This is a genomic window from Paracoccus sanguinis (assembly GCF_012689545.1).
Lineage (GTDB): Bacteria > Pseudomonadota > Alphaproteobacteria > Rhodobacterales > Rhodobacteraceae > Paracoccus > Paracoccus panacisoli.
Genome location: NZ_CP051542.1, coordinates 2149180 through 2166983, shown reverse-complemented (window position 1 = coordinate 2166983; position 17804 = coordinate 2149180). Strand labels below are relative to the sequence as shown.

Below are 17804 nucleotides of genomic sequence, written 5' to 3'. Positions count from 1 at the left end.
GGTCCGGGGCGTTACACCCCGGCCTCCTCGGTGTCGCCCTCGGCCTCGGCCGCGGGGTGAAGCTCGTCGGGATCGACCCAGCCCAGCATCACGCGGGCGGTCATCACCATGTCCTGCGCCTGCTCGAGGCTGATCCCGAACGGCTCGAGGATGCCGTCGTCCTTGACCCGCTGGCCGTTGTTGGTGGTCCAGCCGCCGGCCAGTTCCCAGTCGGCACAGGTGGCGAAATCCTCAAGCGTCTTGACGCCGTCCTTGGCCAGCGCCTCGACCATCTGCGCGGTCAGCCCGTCGAACTCGATCAGGCTGTCCTCGGCGCCCAGCTCGCGCGCGTTCTCAAGCGCCTTGCGGGCCGCGGCCTCGATGTGGTCGCGGGCGCGGGCCTGCAGCTCTTCCGCCGTGCCCTCGTCCACGCCGTCGATCGACAGCAGCTCGTCGAGATCGACATAGGCGACCTCTTCGAGGTTGGTGAAGCCCTCGGCGACCAGCAGCTGGGCGAAGAACTCGTCCAGGTCCAGCGTGTCCATGAAGAGCTGGGTGCGGGCGTTGAACTCGGCCTGACGGCGCTTCGATTCTTCCTCTTCGGTGAGGATGTCGATGTCCATGCCGGTCAGCTGGCTCGCCAGCCGCACGTTCTGGCCGCGCCGCCCGATGGCGAGCGACAGCTGTTCTTCGGGGACCACGACCTCGATCCGGGTCGCGTCCTCGTCGATCACCACCTTGGCGACCTCGGCCGGCTGCAGCGCGTTCACGAGGAACGTCGCCTGATCCTCGGACCACGGGATGATGTCGATCTTCTCGCCCTGCAGCTCGCCCACGACGGCCTGCACGCGGCTGCCGCGCATCCCCACGCAGGCGCCCACGGGGTCGATCGAGTTGTCGTACGAGATCACCGCGATCTTGGCGCGGCTGCCCGGGTCGCGGGCCACGGCCTTGATCTCGATAACGCCGTCATAGATCTCCGGCACTTCCATCTTGAACAGCTCGGCCATGAACTGCGGGTCGGTGCGCGACAGGAAGATCTGCGGGCCGCGGGCCTCGCGGCGCACGTCCTTGACATAGGCGCGGATGCGGTCGTTCAGGCGATAGCTCTCGCGGCCGATCTTCTCGTTGCGGCGCAGGATCGCCTCGCCGCGGCCCACGTCCACGATGATGTTGCCGTATTCCTCGCGCTTGACGATGCCGTTGATGATCGTCCCGGTGCGGTCCTTGAACTCTTCGTACTGGCGGTCGCGCTCGGCTTCGCGGACCTTCTGCAGGATCACCTGCTTGGCCGACTGGGCGGCGATCCGGCCCAGTTCGACCGGGGGCACGGTTTCCTGGAAGACGTCGCCGGGCTGCGGGCCGCCGTCGAACTCGGTCAGCCGCGCGTCCTCGCGGGTCCAGAAGTTGCCGGGGTTCTTCTGCGCCTCGAAATAGGGGCGGGCCTGCTCGGCGGTGAACTGGGCCTGATAGTTTTCCAGCTCTTCCTCGGGGACCACGGTGCGGACGCGGGTGAAGGTCGCGTTGCCGGTCTTGCGGTCGATGACCACCCGGATGTCCATCTCGGCCCCGTAGCGCGACTTGGCGGCGCGGGCGAGGCTGTCCTCCATCGCCTCGATCACCAGATCGGGGTCGATCATCTTCTCGCGCGCGACCGCCTCGGCGGTCTGCAAGAGCTCAAGCTGGTTGGCAGAGGTGATCGCCATCACTCACTCCTTGTCGGTGTCGTCGTCGGCATCCGCGTCGTCGGGATCGCCGGTGTAGGTTACGATTTCGTCAAATCCGTCGGTGTCGTCGGCGTCCGCATCGGCCCCGGCCCCGCGGCCGTCGCCGATCCCCGCCCCGGCCTCGGCGCCGGGCGGCAGGGTGCCGGCCTCTTTCCGCTCTTTCAGCATCAGGGCGATCAGCTCGTCGGTCAGCAGCAGCTTGGCGTCCGCCAGCAGGTCGAAGTTCAGCCCGACCGTCACCGTCTCGCCATGCTCGACGATGTTGAGCAGCACCTCGTCCCCGTCCACGCCCGCGAGCACGCCCTTGAAGCGCTTGCGCCCGTCGATGGGCTGGTTCGTCTCGAGCCGGGCGTCATAACCCTCGAACGTGGCGAAGTCCTTGAGCCGGGTCAGCGGCCGGTCGATGCCGGGCGACGACACCTCGAGGTGATAGGCGTCCTCGAGCGGGTCTTCCACGTCCAGCGTGGCGCTGACGGCGGTCGAGATCTCGGCGCAGTCATCGACGTTGATCCCGCCCTCGGGCCGGTCGGCCATGATCTGCAGCGTGGCGGTCTTGCCGCCCTGCAGGCGCAGGCGCACCAGCTCGAAGCCCATGCCCTCGATCACCGGCTGGATGATCTCGGCGAGGCGCCGGTCGATGGCGGTCTTGGCGATGAGGTCGGTCATGTCCGATCCTGAAAATGAAAAACGGGCCGTCTGGGCGGCCCGTGCAAACTCCCGGTGGGCAGGGTGTGGACGCCTGCGCCGCTGTGAGGGTGATATAGCGCCCCGACCCCGTCTGTGCAAGGGGCCGCAGCGGCGCCCCCCAAGGGGTGGGGACCGGGAGGCGTCACGCCCCCCGGTCAGCGCATCACGCGGGCCGGGGCGGTGTGGTCCCGGCGGGCGGCGGGGCGGCGGTGTCGCCGGCGCCGTTGGCGGCTTCCGCCTTGGACGCCGCGACCTCGGCCAGCGCCGCGTCGGCCTTGGCCTTGGCCTCGGCCTCGGCAGCACGCTCGGCGGCCTTTTCCTCTTCGCTCAGCGGCGGCAGGTCGTCGCCGGCGAGGAAGTTGCCGAACTTCTCGAGCCCCGGGATGTGGTCGGCGAGCACCCGCATCACCACGAGCATCGGCACCGCGACGACCATGCCGAGCACCGACCAGAGCCAGGCCCAGAGTGCCACGGTCAGGAACACCACGACGGTGTTGAGCTGCAACCGGCGCGAGACGAAGTAGGGCGTGACGAACTGGCCCTCGATCGCGGTGAGGCCGAAGTAGGTGCCGCCGATCAGCAGCGCCGTCCAGATGTCGTCGAACACCACCAGCGCCACGACGAAGGCACCGATATAGCCGAGCGCCGCGCCGATGTAGGGGATGTAGTTCAGCACCGCGGCGGCGATCCCCCACAAGAGCGGCGAGGGCATCCCCCACGCCCACATGGCGAGGCCCGAGACGACCCCCAGCCCGACGTTGATGATGGTGATCGCGCCGAGGTAGTTGCCGAGGCTCGATTCGATCTCGCGCAGCGCGTTATAAGCGGCGCGCTTTTCCTTGATGGTGTCGAAGCTCTGCACGATCCGCAGGTAGAGCAGGTCGCCCGACGCCAGCAGGAAGAACAGGAAGATCAGCGTGAAGAACAGCTGGCTGACGATGGCCGGACCCATGCTGACCAGCGTCGAGGTGAGCGAGGTCGTCTGCGAGGGCGCCGCGACCTCGACCCGCAGCTGGTTGGTGGCGGCAGGGGCATCGCCCGCGCCGGGCTGGGTGACGGTGGACGAGGCGGTGACCGAGCCGGCCTCGGTGGTCGTCTGCGGCTCGAGCCCGGCGGGCAGGGTCGTGGCGGGCGGCTGACCCACCGTCCGGCCCACTGGCGCGGTGTCGGGCGCGACCGGCGCCGCGCCCGGCTGGGCGGCGGGCGAGCCGGGCATCGGCATCGTCGCGGGCACCTCGGTCGTGGCGGTGGTGGTGGTCGTAGCCACCGCGCCCCCGTTCGGGTCAGCCTCGACGCTGGTCACCGTCGCGGTCGGCGCACCGCCGCCGGCGATGTCGCCCAGGCCCTCGGCCGCGCGCTCGATGCCGCGGAAGTTCTCGCGGAAGTCGGTGTATTTCTGCTTGAGCTGGCGGCTGATCGAGGGCGCATCATCGATGAGCTGCCCGGCGGGGCCGGAGACGAAGAACCCGAGCACCCCGATCGAGGCGACGATCCCCAGCACGATCAGGCCCGCGGTCGCCCCCGGCGGCACCCCGCGGCGGTCCATCCAGCGCCGGATCGGCACGAAGACGAAGAAGAGCAGCACCCCCAGCGCCACCGGCATGAGGAAGGCCCGCGCCGTCGCCAGCATCTGGAAGGCGAGGATGATGAAGATGCCGATGATCGCCCAGCGCGGCACCAGCGGCTTCGGCTTGTCGCCGCTGCCGTATGCGCTTGGGAACATCTGCCTGTTGTCGCCGCCGTATTTGTTCATTCCCTGTCCCCATGCCCCTCGTCGTCGAGGAAGTCCGTCACGCCCCAACCGCCCGCGCCGCACGGACCCGCGGCACAAGCGACTGGCAACAGCCGGTGGCATAATTGGTTCCCTGACGCACGACCCGTCAAGGCAACAAAGAGTCGTGTGCGGCCCTGCCCGTTTCGCATTGGCCCGAACGGCAGAAGGCCCCGCCGGGGGGCGGGGCCTTCAAGGGGTCTGACGGAGAGGCGGCAGCCGCCGCCCACCCGGATCAGATCGGACGGTCGCCCTTGGCGTCGATGACCCGCGTGGGCAGGCCCATCTCGCCCAGAAGCTCGAGGAACGGGCGGGCCGGCAGATCCTCGACGTTCACCATCCGCTTCACGTCCCAGACGCCGCAGGCGATCAGGATCGCAGCGGCGACCGGGGGCACGCCGGCGGTGTAGCTGATGCCCTGGCTGCCGACCTCATTATAGGCGTCCTTGTGGTCGGCGACGTTGTAGATGAAGACCTCGCCCTCGACCCCGTCGCGGGTGCCCTTGACCAGGTCGCCGATGCAGGTCTTGCCGGTGTAGTCGGCGGCAAGGCTCGCGGGGTCGGGCAGAACCGCCTTGACCACCTTGAGCGGCACCACCTCGAGCCCCTCGGCGGTCTTGACCGGCTGCTCGCTCAGCAGGCCGAGGTTCTTCAGCACCGTGAAGACGTTGATGTAATGCGCCCCGAAGCCCATCCAGAACCGCACGTCCGACTGCGGATAGCGGGCCGAGAGGCTGTGCACCTCGTCATGCCCGGCGAGATAGGCGGTCTGCTTGCCGACCACCGGCAAGTCCCACTCGCGCCCGATCTCGAACATCTCGTTCTCGCGCCACGCGCCGCCCTGCCAGGAATAGACAGTGCCGGTGAACTCGCGGAAGTTGATCTCGGGGTCGAAGTTGGTGGCGAACCAGCGGCCGTGGTTGCCGGCGTTGATGTCGACGATGTCGATCGAGGTGATCTCGTCGAAATACTCGTCCTCGGCCAGCCGCGCATAGGCGTTGACCACGCCGGGGTCGAACCCCGCGCCGAGGATCGCGGTGATCCCGGCGGCCTCGACGTCGCCGCGCATCGGCCATTCGTGGTTGCCGTACCACGGCGGCGTCTCGCAGATCTTGTCGGGGTCCTCATGGATGGCGGTGTCGATATAGGCCGCGCCCGCCGCGATGCAGCCCTTGAGGACGGTCTTGTTGATGAAGGCCGTGCCGACGTTGATCACGATCTTCGCCCCGGTCTCGCGGATCAGCGCCGCGACCTTGTCCGTGTCCATGGCGTCGAGCGCATGGGTGGTGATCGTCAGGCCGGCCGCGGTGCCCTTGTCCCGGATGCTGTCCACGATGGCGTCGGCCTTGGCCTGCGTCCGGTTCGCCATGTGGATCGCGCCGAACTCGGCCGCGTGCTGCGCGACCTTGTGGGCGGTGACCTGAGCCACGCCGCCGGCGCCGATGATGAGGACGTTGGGTTTCTCCACCGCAGCAGTCTCCTTTCGAATCAAGGCCTCAGGACAGCGAGTCCCGATAGTCGTCATAGCCGAAGCGCCGGACGGTGGTGATCGTTCCGTCGCGCTCGCGGATGCAGATCGCGGGCATGGCCACGCCGTTGAACCAGTTCTTCTTGACCATCGTGTAACCGGCGGCGTCCTCGACGCTGATCCGGTCGCCCACCTTGAGCGGCTGGGCAAAGCGCGCCTCGCCGAAGATGTCGCCCGCGAGGCAGGACTTGCCGGCAATCTGGTAGGGGTGGTCGCCCGCCTGCGGCAACTTGGCGTTCTCGCGGTAGATCAGCAGGTCGAGCATATGCGCCTCGATGCTGCTGTCCACGACCGCGACCTGCTTGCCGTTGTCGAGGATGTCGAGCACCGACACCTCAAGCGTCGTGGTGCCGGTGATGCTGGCCTCGCCCGGTTCCAGATAGACCTGCACCCCGAAGCGCTCGGCGAACGCCTTGAGCCGGTCGGCCAGCGCATCCAGCGGATAGCCCTCGCCGGTGAAGTGGATACCGCCGCCGAGGCTGACCCAGTCGAGCTTCTCGAGGAAGCTGCCGAACTCGGCCTCGATCCGGTCCAGTTGGCCCGCGAACAGGTCGAAGTCGCGGTTCTCGCAGTTGTAGTGGATCATCACGCCCGAGATGCGGCCCAAGGCCGCCTCGAGCCGCGCCATGTCCCATTCGCCCAGACGCGAGAACGGCCGCGCCGGGTCGGCGAGGTCGAAGCCCGAGGTCGAGAACCGCGGGTTCAGCCGCAGCCCGCAGGCGATGCCCTGGGTGCGGTCGTGGAACCGGTCGAGCTGGCCGAGGCTGTTGAAGATGATCTTGTCGGCATAGCCCACCGCCTCGTCGATCTCGTGATCGGCCCATGCGACGGAATAGGCGTGCGTCTCGCCCCCGAACTTCTCGCGCCCAAGCCGCAGCTCGTAGAGCGAGGACGAGGTGGTGCCATCCATCGACTGCGCCATCTGGTCGAACACCCCCCAGGTGGCGAAGCACTTGAGCGCCAGCAGCGTCTTCGCGCCCGAACGTTCGCGCAGCCGCACCATCTTCTCCATGTTCGCCGCGAGGCGGGCGCGGTCGATCAGGTAGAACGGGGTCTGCGGCTCGGTCATGTGCGGGGCCTCGGACGGCTGGGGAAGGGGCGTGGCGCGGGGGTTGGCGGGGCGCGCGGGGGAAAGGCGCGATATAGGGGGCGGGCAGCAGGCTGGCAAGGAACTGCAACGGTTGGGTGACGGCCGCCGGATGGCCCTCGGAACGGTCGGGGGGGACGCGCGTTCCGCTGTGCGCCGGACCAAACCGGCCAGAAACAGGGGAGACGTACCGATGGCCGACCGGCTGACCCGCGAGGACGTGGCCAAGGCCATGCGCGACATGGATCTGTGCTTCATGGCCACCCACGGCGAGGGTGGTGCGATCTCGAGCCGGGCCATGTCGAACAACGCCCAGGTCGACTGGGACGGGGACAACTGGTTCTTCTCGAACGGCGACACCCGCAAGGTCCGCGAGCTCGAGGCCGACCCGAACGTGACCCTGGACTTCCAGTCGAAGGACACGTGGATCTCGGTCCGCGGCCAGGCGCGGCTGCACCGCGACGACCGGGCGCTGTTCGAGGCGCACTGGACCAAGGACCTCGACCGCTGGTTCGAGCAGGGGATCGACACCCCGGGCCTCACGCTGATCGAGGTCGTGGCCGAGGTGGCCGAGGTCAACGGCCGCCCCGGCGAGGGCACGGTGGACCTGCGCGGCTAGGCCGGTCCCGGCGCGGGCCAGCGCGGCGGGCGCCTTACGGGGTGGAAGTCGCGCGGTTCCGCCGCCATCTTTCACCCCAGACATCTTCCGGAGACCGCCATGACCGCCCGCGTCGAAATCTACGCCACCCAGTCCTGCCCCTACTGCCACATGGCCCGCGGCCTTCTGGGCCGGAAGGGCGTCTCGTATGAGCTGATCGACGTGGGCCGCACCCCCGACCTGCGGGCCGAGATGACCCAGCGCGCCGGTGGGCGCCGCACGGTGCCGCAGATCTTCATCGACGGGGTCCATGTCGGCGGGTCGGACGACCTGCACGCGCTCGACCGGCAGGGCAAGCTCGACCCGATGCTGGGGCTGTGAGGCACCTGCGCGCCGGGCTGGTGCAGCTCTCGGTCGGGGACGACCCGGCCGCGAACCTGCCCGCGACGCTGGATTTCATCCGTCAGGCCGCCTCGGGCGGGGCGCAGCTCGTGCTGACGCCCGAGGTGACGAACCTGCTGACCCCCGACCGGGCAAGGCAGGCGCGGCTCTTGCACCACGAGGCCGACGACCCGACGCTCGCCGCCCTGTCGGCCGAGGCCGGGCGGCTGGGGGTGTGGCTGCTGGTCGGCTCGTTGTCGCTTCTGAGCGAGGAGCCCGACGAGCCGCGCTTCGCCAACCGCAGCCTGCTGATCGCCCCGGACGGCCGCATCGCCGCGCGCTACGACAAGATCCACATGTTCGACGTCACCGTCTCGGCGACCGAAAGCTACTGCGAAAGCGCCGCCTTCCGGCCCGGCGACCGGGCGGTGCTGGCGCCCGGCCCCATCGTCGGCGGCGCGACCGTCGGGATCGGGATGACGGTCTGCTATGACCTGCGCTTCCCGCATCTCTACCGGCGGCTGGCCCGCGCCGGGGCGCAGATCCTGACCGTGCCCGCCGCCTTCAACGACACCACCGGCGCCGCCCATTGGGAGGTGCTGCTGCGCGCCCGCGCCATCGAGACCGGCTGCTTCGTGCTCGCCCCCGCGCAATGCGGCACCCACCCCGCGCCCCATTCCCCCGACCGCCCCCCACGGCGCAGCCACGGCCATTCGCTCGCGGTGGCGCCCTGGGGCGAGGTGCTGGCCGACGGCGGCACCGCACCGGGGGTGACGCTGGTCGACCTCGACCTCGCGCGGGTGGACGATGCCCGCCGCCGGGTGCCGGCGTGGCGGCACGATCCGGTGATCTGGGGGCCATGAGCGACGACGCCGCCAATGCGCTGGCCGCGAGCCTCTTCGCCGAGCTGATGATCGGCGAGCAGCTCGCCAACCGGCTGGTGACCCGCAGCCTGCCGGGCGGGATGCAGCTGTCGCATTTCTCGGTCCTGAACCTGCTCGCCCATCTCGGCTGCGAGCGCAGCCCCGCCGAGCTGGCCGAGGCGTTCCACGTCCAGCGCAGCGCCATGACCAACACGCTGGCGCGGCTGGAATGGGCCGGTCACGTCCATATCCGCCCCGACTGGGACGACGCGCGCCGCAAGCTCGTCTCGATCAGCCCCGCCGGGCGGGCGGCGCGGGACGCGGCGCTGGCCGCGTTCCTGCCGCGGCTGGCCGAGGTCGTGCGCGACATCGGCCCGGCCGAGGTCCGCGCCGCGCTGCCGGTGCTGCGGCGGCTGCGCGAACGGCTCGAGGACGAGGCGTGAGGCGCGGCCTGACGGGTCTTCAAGCCTGAAAGAGCCGCCGGCGACGCGGCGCGTCAGTCGCGCACGCCGGCCATGAGGTAGTTCACCGACAGATCGCGCGGCGAGAGCGACCAGCCGAAGGTCACCGGGTTGAACACCATGCCCGCGCGGTCCACGACCTGCACCCCGGCGGCCGCGAACATCCCGGCGAGGTCGGCCGGCCGGATGAACCGCCGCCAGTCGTGGGTGCCGCGCGGCAGCCAGCGCATCACCCACTCGGCGCCGACGATCGCGGCAGCGAAACTCTGCGGCGTGCGGTTCAGCGTCGAGGCGACGAGCAGCCCGCCGGGCCGCAGAAGCCGCGCGCAGGTGGTGACGAAGGCCTGCGGATCGGCGACGTGCTCGACGATCTCGAGCGCCAGGACCACGTCGAAACGCTCGCCCGCCTCGAGCAGCGCCTCGGCGGTCGTGGCGCGGTAGTCGATCTTGAGCCCCGACTGCTCGGCGTGCAGCCGCGCGATGCGGATGTTGCCCTCGGCCGCGTCGGCGCCGGTGACGGTGGCCCCCAGCCGCGCCATCGGCTCGGACACCAGCCCGCCGCCGCAACCGATGTCAAGCAGCCGAAGCCCCTCGAACGGGCGCAGGCTGCGGGGGTCGCGGGCGAACTCGGCCGCGATCTGGCCGGCGATATAGTCGAGCCGCACCGGGTTCAGCATGTGCAGCGGCTTGAACTTGCCCTTCGGATCCCACCACTCGGCGGCCATCGCCTCGAACTTGGCGACCTCGGCCGCGTCGATGCTGGACTGGGGCGCGGATGTGGTCATGGCGGTCTCCTTGGTGGCCGTGGGGCGTGGCGACGGGGCGCCGGGCGGTGTATAGCTGGGACATGGACCGCTTGGCAGCGCAAAACACTGCGGCATCGCCGCACGGCCGGCTGTATCCGCCGATCGAGCCGTTCGACCGGCGGCGGCTGGATCGCGGCGACGGCCACGTGATCTATGTCGAGCAATGCGGCAACCCCGCGGGCATCCCGGTGATCGTGCTGCACGGCGGGCCGGGGGGCGGCTGCAGCCCGGTCATGCGCCGCTTCTTCGACCCCGCGCGCTGGCGGGTCGTGCTCTTCGACCAGCGCGGCTGCGGCCTTTCCACCCCGCAGGCCGAGGTCGCCGCCAACACCACCGCGCATCTCTTGGGCGACATCGACGCCATCGTGGCGGCGCTGGGGCTGGGACCGGCGGTGCTGTTCGGCGGCAGCTGGGGCGCCACGCTGGCGCTCGCCTACGCCCAGGCGCGGCCCGCAGCGGTGCGGGGGCTGGTGCTGCGCGGGGTGTTCCTCGGCCGGCAGTCCGAGCTCGACTGGTTTTACCAGGGCGGGGCCGGACGGTTCTGGCCCGAACTCTGGGCGCGCTTCGCCGCCCCGATCCCGGCCGCCGAGCGGGGCGACATGATCGCCGCCTACCACCGGCGCCTCTTCTCGGGCGACCGCGAGGTCGAGACCCGCGCCGCCCTCGGCTGGACCGCGTGGGAGAATGCGCTCGCCGCGATGGACAACCCCTGCCCCGGCGTGCCGCCCCCGGCCTACGCCCGCGCCTTCGCCCGGCTCGAGTGCCACTACTTCGCCAACCGCTGCTTCCTCGATGAGGGCCAGTTGCTGCGCGACCGCCACCGCATCGCGCATCTGCCCGCGGTGATCGTGCAGGGGCGCTATGACATGGTCTGCCCCCCGCAGAGCGCGTGGGAGCTTGCCTGCGGGTGGGACGCGGCCGAGCTGCGGCTGGTCCCGGCCTCGGGCCATGCGCTGACCGAGCCGCGGATCGCGGCCGAGCTGGTGCGGGCGACGGACGAACTCGCCGCCCTCTAGTCGAGCAGCCCCGCCACGTGGTCGCCGATGGCGATCGAGGCGGTGAGGCCGGGGCTTTCGATCCCGTAGAGGGTGACGAGCCCCGCGATCCCGTGCGCGGCGGGGCCGTCGATGCGGAAATCGGCGGCAGGCTCGCCCTCGCCGGACAGCTTGGGGCGGATGCCGCAATAGGTCGGCGCAAGTGCGCCCGCGGGCAGGCCCGGCCAGTAGCGGCGGATCTCGGCCTCGAAGTGCGCGCGGCGGGTGGGGTTCACGCGGTAATCCACGGTGTCGATCCACTCGACGTCCGGGCCGAAGCGCATCGCCCCGCCGAGATCGAGCGTCAGGTGCACCCCCAGCCCGCCCGGCTCGGGCACCGGGTAGATCAGCCGCCGGAACGCCGCGCGGCCGGGCACGGCGTAATAGCTGCCGCGGGCGAAGCGCGTCTCGGGCACGTCCGTCAGCCCGTCGATGCGGGCGGCGACGTCCGAGGCCCAGAGCCCGGCGGCGTTCACCACCCGGTCGGCGGCCAGCGCAAAGGGCCCGTCGGCGGTGTCGGTGTGGACGACGAAGCCCGCCGGCCCCGTCTCGACCCGCGTGACCCGCGTGCCCAGCGCCAGCAGCGCGCCCGCCGCCTCTGCGTCATGCCGCAGCGCCGTCATCAGCGCGTGGCTGTCCACGATCCCCGTCTCGGGCGAGAGCAGCGCGCCGGTGCAGGCGAGCGCCGGCTCCATCCCCTGCGCCTCGGCGGCGGTGAGCGGCGTCAGCGCGACGCCATTGGCTGCCGCCCGCGCGCGGATCGCCGCGAGCACCTCGGCCTGCGTGGCGTCGGTCGCCACGATCAGCTTGCCGCAGCGGTCGTGGGGGATGCCGCGCGCGGCGGCGTAGTCGTAGAGCGCCGCCCGCCCCGCGACGCAGAGCCGCGCCTTGAGGCTGCCCTCGGGGTAGTAGATCCCGGCGTGGATGACCTCGGAGTTGCGCGAGCTGGTGTGGGTGCCGATCGCGTCCTCGGCCTCGAGCAGCGCGACCTCGACCCCGCGCAGCGCCAGCGCCCGGGCGATGGCAAGGCCCCCGACGCCCGCGCCGATCACGATGCAGCCGACCCGGTCCATGTCGTCCCCCCGACAGAGAAACGGCCCGCCCGAAGGGCAGGCCGCTCAACGTTTCGCGCGATCCGCGGCTCAGCGCGGTGCGATCATCATCACCATCTGCCGGCCCTCGAGCTTCGGCATCGATTCGACCTTGCCCGCCTCGCCCACGTCGTCGCGGACGCGGTTCAGAAGCTCGATCCCGAGCTGCTGGTGGGCCATCTCGCGGCCGCGGAAGCGGAGCGTGATCTTGACCTTGTCGCCCTCTTCCAGAAACTTCATCACCGAACGCATCTTGACGTCGTAATCATGGGTATCGGTCCCGGGACGGAACTTGATCTCCTTGATCTCGATGATCTTCTGCTTCTTGCGGGCCTCGGCCTCACGCTTCTGCTGTTCGTACTTGAACTTGCCCAGGTCCATGATCTTGCAGACCGGCGGCACGGCGTTGGGCGAGATCTCGACGAGGTCGAGCCCGGCTTCCTCGGCCATGGCGATCCCGCGGGCGGGCGTCACCACGCCCACATTCTCGCCATCGGCGCCGATCAGGCGGATCTCGGGGACGCGGATGCGGTCGTTGGTGCGGGGGCCGGTGTCGCGGGTGGGCGGTGCGTTGTGCGGGCGGCGAGCTATGGGCGTAGTCCTTCGATCGTTGGAAATCCTGGGGCGGAGATAATCAACCGCAGGCCGGGTTTCAACAGCGATCATGGGCGCCGCGGGGGTCGTGGGGCGGCTTTTCGCGGCGCGCCGGCTGTGCGAGAAGCGGCCAGCCGCTAGCCGCGCCCGCCGGGGGCCGCGGACCGGCCTGACGAATGAGGGTGAGATGGCGCGTCTGGGGACCGTGATTCTGGTGATCGTGCTGCTCTTGGGCGGCGTGTGGCTGTGGCAGTCGCGCGAGACGCTGATGCCCGGCACCGCGCCCGTGACCCCGGCGCCCGCCCCCGCGCCCGTGACCCCGGCGCCGACCACGGCCCCCTCTGCCGCGCCCGCCCCGGCCGCCCCGGCCGAGCCGGCCGAGCCGGCCGAGCCGGCCGAGCCGGCCCCCGCGGCGGCCGCCGACGCGGCGGGCGATGCGGCCGACGCCGCCGCGGATGCCGCCGCCCTCGCCGCCGATGCGGCCGCCGAGGCGACCCGCACGGTGGACGGCGCGGCCCCGGCACCCGCCTCGGACGCCGCAGCCGAGGCGCAGGCCGCCGCCGAAGCCGCGATCCGCGCCGCCGACAGCGCGGCCGATGCCGCCGCCCATGCCGCGGCCGGCGCCGCCTCGGGCGACGGCGCGACGGCGGCCACCGCCGCTACCGCCGCGGGCGAGGCCGCCCGCGATGCCGCCCAGGCCGGGCGCGAGGCCGCCAGCGGCGCCCGCTCGGCGGCCGAGATCGACCGGCTGCTGACCGTCGAGGGCTTCGACCTCGACGCCGTGCTGGGGCTGATCGAGACGAGCAATCTGGACGCGGCGCAGAAGACCTCGCTGTCCACGGTCGTGCGCTCGGCCGCGCGCAGCCCGTCGATGCTGGGCGGCGCGCTCGAGCAGGTCCGGGCGGTCCTGCGGTGAGCGATCCGGCGCGGCCCCCCGGGGCGCAGGCCGCCTCAGTGCCCGCGGCGCCGCGCAGCCACCCGCCGCTCGAGGCGTTCCTGTCCGCGCCGGGCGCGCACCTCGCCCGCGGCCCCATCGCCATCCTGCTGATCGAGGACGAGGCCGAGGTCGCCGCCACCCTCGCCCACCACCTGCGGCTCGGGTTCCGCAAGATCCTCGCGCTGTCGCCCGAGCCGCTGGCGGCGGGGCAGTTGCCGCCCGACGACAAGGGCCGGATCGTCAACCTGCGCTTCGACGCGCGCCGGCCCGGCGCCCATGTGCGGGGCGTCAACGCCGTGATCGAGCGCGCCCCGGCGGGGACGTGGATCTATTACGGCTACAACGCCGAGTTCCTGTTCTTTCCCTTCTGCGAGACCCGCACCATCGGCGAGATGCTGACCTTCCACGCCGAGGAACGGCGGCGGGCGATGCTGACCTATGTGGTTGATCTCTACGCCCCCGACCTGAGCCGCAGCCCGGACGCGGTCAGCATGGCCGAGGCGATGTTCGACCGCTCGGGCTACTACGCGCTCGGCCGCCCCGACCGGCAGGGCGGCTGGAAAGAGCGGCAGCTGGACTTCTTCGGTGGCCTGCGCTGGCGCTTCGAGGAACATCTGCCCGCCGACCGCCGCCGCATCGACCGGATCGCGCTGTTCAGGACCGAGCCGGGGCTGCGGCTTCTGCCCGACCACCGGCTGTCGGTCGAAGAGATGAACACCTTCGCCTGCCCGTGGCACAACAACCTGACCGCGGCGGTCGCCTCGTTCCGGGTCGCCAAGGCGCTGGCCCGCAACCCCGGCTCGCGCGACGAGATCACGAGCTTCGCCTGGCGGGGCTCGCACCCGTTCCGCTGGAACTCGCAGCAGCTGATGGAGCTGGGGCTGATGGAGCCGGGCCAGTGGTTCTAGGCCCGGCCCGGCGTCAGCCCCTTACTCGGTCGCCGCGCCGCCACCCTTGGCATCGCGCGCCTTGATCTCGGCGGCGAGATAGTCGGCGATGGGCTTGAACGGGCCGAACTTGTGTTGTTCGGCCGGGAAATCGCCCGCGAAGGGCGGGAACGGCATATCGGGCGACTTGCGCAGCAGGTCGGGGAAGTCCTTGTCCATCCCCTCCTTGTGGCCGCGGTCCATCGACGAGAGATAGGCCGCGACGTCGTAGGCCTGATCTTCGGTCAGCTGCCGCGCGGTGTGGTCGGCGCCCTGCGGCATGTTGTTCAGGATGAAGCGATACGCCGTCAGCACCCGGTACATCCCGGCCCCGTCGTTGTAGCTGTCCGTGCCTGCGACCGGCGGGAAGACATAGCCCTGGGCATCCCCTGCCTCGCCCATCCGCTGGCCGGTGCCGTCCTCGGCGTGGCAGACGACGCAATGCTCGGCAAAGACGGTCTTGCCCGCGGCCGGGTCGGCGGCGCGGTTCGGCGCGGCCACCCGCTCGACCCCGGCGCCCTTCAGCGTGGCGCCGACCGGGATGCCGCGGGACAGGAAGTGGATGTAGGCCGCGAAGCCCCGCATCTCGGCGCTGTCGAGCGGCAGCGCCTTGCCGGCCATCGACCGCTCCATGCAGCCGTTCACGCGGTCCTCGACCGTCTGCAGCGCGTTCTCGCGGGCGCGGTACTGCGGGAACACCGCCGTCACGCCGGTCCACGGCATGGCATAGGGCTTGGTCGCGTTCTCCTGGTGGCAGCTCGTGCAGGCGAGGTTGTTGCCCGAGTAGCGCATGGCGGGGTCGGCGACCTCGGGGCCGATCACGGCCGGGGTCTCGGTCGCCAGCTTGAAGCCGTAGCGGACCATCTGCCCGTAGTCGTCGTCGGGCAGCGCGTCGATGTCGCCCACCGCCCACGAGGTCAGGTCGATCTCAGCGGGGGCGGCCGCGGGGGTAGCGGCAGGCGCCGGCGCGACCTGCGCCGAGGCGAGCATCGTCGTCATCAGCAGGATGGCGGGGGCGGAGAGCAGGCCAAGCCGATCGAGGCGCATGGTCCGGGGTCCTTTCCGTTGCTGTTCGCCGGCCGCGAGGGCTGGCCCAACAGCTACGCCCGGCCCGGGGCCCGGGTTCCGGGCGACTGCGGCGGAAAGGCGCGGCGGGTGGCCTGCGGGCCACGCCCCCGTCGGGGTGCTGCCGGGCCGGTGGGAGAGACCGACCCGGCTGATGCTCAGATGACGCCCAGCGCCCGCATCGCCTCGGCCACCTTGACGAAGCCCGCGATGTTGGCGCCCAGCACATAGTCGCCCGGCGCGCCGTATTCCTCGGCAGTCTCGGCGCAGACATCGTGGATGTTGGTCATGATGTCCTCGAGCCGGTCCACCGTCTGCTCGAACGTCCAGCTGTCGCGCGAGGCGTTCTGCTGCATCTCGAGCGCCGAGGTGGCGACGCCGCCTGCGTTCGCGGCCTTGCCGGGGGCATAGAGGATGCCCGCCCGCTGCAGCGCCGAGATCGCCTCGGGCGTGCAGGGCATGTTGGCGCCCTCGGCCACGACCTTGACGCCGTTCTTGATCAGCGTGGCGGCCTGCTTGCCGTTCAGCTCGTTCTGCGTCGCGCAGGGCAGCGCGATCTGGCACGGCACGTCCCAGATGGCGCCCTTGCCGGCCTCGACGAAATACGTCCCGGTGCCCTTGATGCGGTGATACTCGGAGATCCGGCCGCGGCGCTTTTCCTTGATCTCGCGCACCAGATCGAGGTCGAGCCCGCCCTCGTCCACCACGTAGCCGCCCGAATCCGAACAGGCGACGACCTTGGCGCCGAACTCCTGCAGCTTCTCGATGGCGAAGGTGGCGACATTGCCCGAGCCCGAAACGACCGCGGTGCGCCCCTCGAGCCCCTCGCCCTGCGCCTCGAGCATCGAGCGGACGAAGAACACCGTGCCGTAGCCCGTGGCCTCGGGCCGGGCGCGGCTGCCGCCGTAGCTCAGGCCCTTGCCGGTCAGCACGCCGGCCTCATAGCGGTTGGTCAGGCGCTTGTACTGGCCGAACATATAGCCGATCTCGCGCCCGCCCACGCCGATGTCGCCCGCCGGCACGTCGGTGTATTCGCCCAAGTGGCGGTAGAGCTCGGTCATGAACGACTGGCAGAAGCGCATCACCTCGCCGTCCGAGCGGCCCTTGGGGTCGAAGTCCGACCCGCCCTTGCCGCCGCCGATCGGCATCGTGGTCAGCGCGTTCTTGAAGGTCTGCTCGAAGCCCAGGAACTTGATGATCCCCACGTTGACCGAGGGGTGGAAGCGGATACCGCCCTTGTAGGGGCCGAGCGCCGAGTTGAACTGGACCCGGAAGCCGCGGTTGATCCGCACCCGGTTCTGGTCGTCCACCCACGGCACCCGGAAGATGATCTGCCGCTCGGGCTCGCAGATGCGCTCGATCAGCCCTTCCTCGAGGAACTGCGGGTGCTTGGCGACGACGCGGCCCAGGCTCTCCATCACCTCGATGACCGCCTGGTGGAACTCGGGCTCGCCCGCGTTGCGCTGCTTCACCGTCTCGAGGATGGTTTCGAGTTTCTCGTCGATCCGTGCCATCTGCCTGATTCCTCATCACCGTGCCGTTGTCCGGTTCATTTCGGAAACTGCCGGCCGTGGCAATGCGATGCCTTGGCGCGGGTCGGCGGGCCCGGCGCGCCCGCCCGCGTCCCGGCCGCGCGGGGTGGGCCGGACCTCGTGCCCTTGCGGCATTTGGCACCGGGATGCTAGAGCGAGAGCCAGCCTTTCCCGCCCTGGCCGGGCTTGGCGAGGCCAACGGACGCGGTGGGGGACCAAGATGGCGATGGAACGGACCAGCTTCGACAAGGACGCCCTCCTGGCCTGCGCCCGGGGCGAACTGTTCGGGCCGGGCAACGCGCAGCTGCCCGAACCGCCGATGCTGATGATGGACCGCATCACCGACATTTCCGAGGACGGCGGGCTGCACGGCAAGGGTCATGTCGTGGCCGAGTTCGACATCACCCCCGACCTGTGGTTCTTCGAATGCCACTTCCCCGGCAACCCGATCATGCCGGGGTGCCTCGGGCTCGACGGCCTGTGGCAGCTGACCGGCTTCAACCTCGGCTGGCGCGGCTGGCCGGGGCGCGGCTATGCGCTGGGGGTGGGCGAGGTCAAGCTGACCGGGATGGTCCGCCCGGACCGCAAGATGCTGACCTACAAGGTCGATTTCACCAAGGCCGTGCAGACCCGCCGGCTCACGATGGGCGTCGCCGACGGCATCGTCGAGGCCGATGGCGAGGTCATCTATCAGGTCAAGGACATGAAGGTCGCTCTCTCCGAGAGCTGACCCCGCA

Annotated in this window: 18 protein-coding genes; 8 read left to right on the top strand and 10 right to left on the bottom strand. The window is 70.8% G+C overall.

Features of this window, described 5'->3' with window-relative positions; translation table 11 throughout:
• Positions 1-11: 11 nt before the first annotated feature.
• From nusA to HGN31_RS10315, 5 genes are all read right to left on the bottom strand, one after another.
• Complete coding sequence (nusA, locus tag HGN31_RS10335; protein WP_036703938.1) at positions 12-1685, bottom strand: transcription termination factor NusA; 1674 nt, start codon at positions 1683-1685, stop codon at positions 12-14.
• 3 nt (positions 1686-1688) lie between these two features.
• On the bottom strand, positions 1689-2372 hold the full coding sequence (rimP, locus tag HGN31_RS10330) for a ribosome maturation factor RimP (protein WP_168783124.1): 684 nt from the start codon (positions 2370-2372) through the stop codon (positions 1689-1691).
• Between the two features lie 184 nt (positions 2373-2556).
• Positions 2557-4116: an AI-2E family transporter gene (locus tag HGN31_RS10325; RefSeq protein ID WP_168783123.1), complete on the bottom strand. Its 1560-nt coding sequence runs from the start codon at positions 4114-4116 to the stop codon at positions 2557-2559.
• Between the two features lie 283 nt (positions 4117-4399).
• Entirely contained in the window at positions 4400-5632 is a 1233-nt protein-coding gene (locus HGN31_RS10320; RefSeq protein ID WP_244960965.1) for a saccharopine dehydrogenase family protein, read from the bottom strand.
• Positions 5633-5660: 28 nt separating this feature from the next.
• Positions 5661-6761 carry a carboxynorspermidine decarboxylase gene (locus HGN31_RS10315; RefSeq protein ID WP_168783121.1) on the bottom strand — a complete coding sequence of 367 codons (1101 nt, stop codon included), beginning with the start codon at positions 6759-6761 and terminating at the stop codon, positions 5661-5663.
• Between the two features lie 211 nt (positions 6762-6972).
• On the opposite strand from HGN31_RS10315, the gene HGN31_RS10310 reads away from it, so the two are divergent.
• From HGN31_RS10310 to HGN31_RS10295, 4 genes are all read left to right on the top strand, one after another.
• The gene (locus tag HGN31_RS10310; protein WP_168783120.1) at positions 6973-7398 is read left to right on the top strand and encodes a pyridoxamine 5'-phosphate oxidase family protein; all 426 of its coding nucleotides are present in this window, start codon (positions 6973-6975) and stop codon (positions 7396-7398) included.
• Positions 7399-7497: 99 nt separating this feature from the next.
• Positions 7498-7758, top strand: coding sequence for a glutaredoxin 3 (gene grxC, locus HGN31_RS10305; RefSeq protein WP_036705877.1), 261 nt, complete (start codon positions 7498-7500; stop codon positions 7756-7758).
• Positions 7759-7763: 5 nt separating this feature from the next.
• Positions 7764-8621, top strand: coding sequence for a carbon-nitrogen hydrolase family protein (locus HGN31_RS10300; RefSeq protein WP_168783903.1), 858 nt, complete (start codon positions 7764-7766; stop codon positions 8619-8621).
• Positions 8618-9064 (top strand): MarR family winged helix-turn-helix transcriptional regulator, encoded by a 447-nt coding sequence (locus HGN31_RS10295; protein WP_036705032.1) that lies wholly within the window; start codon positions 8618-8620, stop codon positions 9062-9064. Before HGN31_RS10300 ends, HGN31_RS10295 begins: the two co-directional genes overlap by 4 nt.
• Before the next feature lie 53 nt (positions 9065-9117).
• On the opposite strand, the gene ubiG is transcribed toward HGN31_RS10295, so the two are convergent.
• Positions 9118-9867, bottom strand: coding sequence for a bifunctional 2-polyprenyl-6-hydroxyphenol methylase/3-demethylubiquinol 3-O-methyltransferase UbiG (ubiG, locus tag HGN31_RS10290; protein ID WP_168783119.1), 750 nt, complete (start codon positions 9865-9867; stop codon positions 9118-9120).
• 62 nt (positions 9868-9929) lie between these two features.
• Between ubiG and pip the strand changes: the two genes are divergently transcribed.
• On the top strand, positions 9930-10904 hold the full coding sequence (gene pip / locus HGN31_RS10285; RefSeq protein WP_168783118.1) for a prolyl aminopeptidase: 975 nt from the start codon (positions 9930-9932) through the stop codon (positions 10902-10904).
• Here pip and HGN31_RS10280 read toward each other — a convergent pair.
• Both HGN31_RS10280 and infC read right to left on the bottom strand, forming a co-directional pair.
• A complete protein-coding gene (locus HGN31_RS10280) occupies positions 10901-11995 on the bottom strand; it encodes an NAD(P)/FAD-dependent oxidoreductase (RefSeq protein WP_168783117.1) in 1095 nt (364 codons plus the stop codon). The two genes, pip and HGN31_RS10280, sit on opposite strands and share 4 nt — an antisense overlap.
• Positions 11996-12064: 69 nt before the next feature.
• Positions 12065-12679 (bottom strand): translation initiation factor IF-3, encoded by a 615-nt coding sequence (gene infC, locus HGN31_RS10275; RefSeq protein ID WP_074826137.1) that lies wholly within the window; start codon positions 12677-12679, stop codon positions 12065-12067.
• Positions 12680-12794: 115 nt separating this feature from the next.
• Between infC and HGN31_RS10270 the strand changes: the two genes are divergently transcribed.
• The gene (locus tag HGN31_RS10270; RefSeq protein ID WP_168783116.1) at positions 12795-13523 is read left to right on the top strand and encodes a hypothetical protein; all 729 of its coding nucleotides are present in this window, start codon (positions 12795-12797) and stop codon (positions 13521-13523) included.
• 38 nt (positions 13524-13561) lie between these two features.
• Positions 13562-14452, top strand: a complete 891-nt coding sequence (locus HGN31_RS10265) for a glycosyltransferase family 2 protein (protein ID WP_425325318.1) — start codon at positions 13562-13564, stop codon at positions 14450-14452.
• A 21-nt stretch (positions 14453-14473) separates the two neighbouring features.
• Here HGN31_RS10265 and HGN31_RS10260 read toward each other — a convergent pair whose 3' ends face one another.
• Positions 14474-15517 carry a c-type cytochrome gene (locus HGN31_RS10260; RefSeq protein WP_168783115.1) on the bottom strand — a complete coding sequence of 348 codons (1044 nt, stop codon included), beginning with the start codon at positions 15515-15517 and terminating at the stop codon, positions 14474-14476.
• Positions 15518-15693: 176 nt separating this feature from the next.
• On the bottom strand, positions 15694-17049 hold the full coding sequence (gdhA, locus tag HGN31_RS10255; protein ID WP_036711305.1) for an NADP-specific glutamate dehydrogenase: 1356 nt from the start codon (positions 17047-17049) through the stop codon (positions 15694-15696).
• Positions 17050-17287: 238 nt separating this feature from the next.
• Here gdhA and fabA point away from each other — a divergent pair, with 238 nt between their 5' ends.
• A complete protein-coding gene (gene fabA / locus HGN31_RS10250; protein WP_168783114.1) occupies positions 17288-17797 on the top strand; it encodes a bifunctional 3-hydroxydecanoyl-ACP dehydratase/trans-2-decenoyl-ACP isomerase in 510 nt (169 codons plus the stop codon).
• Positions 17798-17804: the final 7 nt, after the last annotated feature.

Bases quoted from the DNA above. Each gene is read 5' to 3' on its own strand.
- HGN31_RS10310 (WP_168783120.1), top strand. From the start codon at position 6,973: ATGGCCGACCGGCTGACCCGCGAGGACGTGGCCAAGGCCATGCGCGAC.
- fabA (WP_168783114.1), top strand. From the start codon at position 17,288: ATGGCGATGGAACGGACCAGCTTCGACAAGGACGCCCTCCTGGCCTGC.
- rimP (WP_168783124.1), bottom strand. From the start codon at position 2,372: ATGACCGACCTCATCGCCAAGACCGCCATCGACCGGCGCCTCGCCGAG.
- HGN31_RS10260 (WP_168783115.1), bottom strand. From the start codon at position 15,517: ATGCGCCTCGATCGGCTTGGCCTGCTCTCCGCCCCCGCCATCCTGCTG.
- HGN31_RS10315 (WP_168783121.1), bottom strand. From the start codon at position 6,761: ATGACCGAGCCGCAGACCCCGTTCTACCTGATCGACCGCGCCCGCCTC.
- grxC (WP_036705877.1), top strand. From the start codon at position 7,498: ATGACCGCCCGCGTCGAAATCTACGCCACCCAGTCCTGCCCCTACTGC.
- HGN31_RS10295 (WP_036705032.1), top strand. From the start codon at position 8,618: ATGAGCGACGACGCCGCCAATGCGCTGGCCGCGAGCCTCTTCGCCGAG.
- pip (WP_168783118.1), top strand. From the start codon at position 9,930: ATGGACCGCTTGGCAGCGCAAAACACTGCGGCATCGCCGCACGGCCGG.
- infC (WP_074826137.1), bottom strand. From the start codon at position 12,679: ATGATCGCTGTTGAAACCCGGCCTGCGGTTGATTATCTCCGCCCCAGG.
- HGN31_RS10325 (WP_168783123.1), bottom strand. From the start codon at position 4,116: ATGTTCCCAAGCGCATACGGCAGCGGCGACAAGCCGAAGCCGCTGGTG.
- gdhA (WP_036711305.1), bottom strand. From the start codon at position 17,049: ATGGCACGGATCGACGAGAAACTCGAAACCATCCTCGAGACGGTGAAG.
- nusA (WP_036703938.1), bottom strand. From the start codon at position 1,685: ATGGCGATCACCTCTGCCAACCAGCTTGAGCTCTTGCAGACCGCCGAG.
- HGN31_RS10270 (WP_168783116.1), top strand. From the start codon at position 12,795: ATGGCGCGTCTGGGGACCGTGATTCTGGTGATCGTGCTGCTCTTGGGC.
- HGN31_RS10280 (WP_168783117.1), bottom strand. From the start codon at position 11,995: ATGGACCGGGTCGGCTGCATCGTGATCGGCGCGGGCGTCGGGGGCCTT.
- ubiG (WP_168783119.1), bottom strand. From the start codon at position 9,867: ATGACCACATCCGCGCCCCAGTCCAGCATCGACGCGGCCGAGGTCGCC.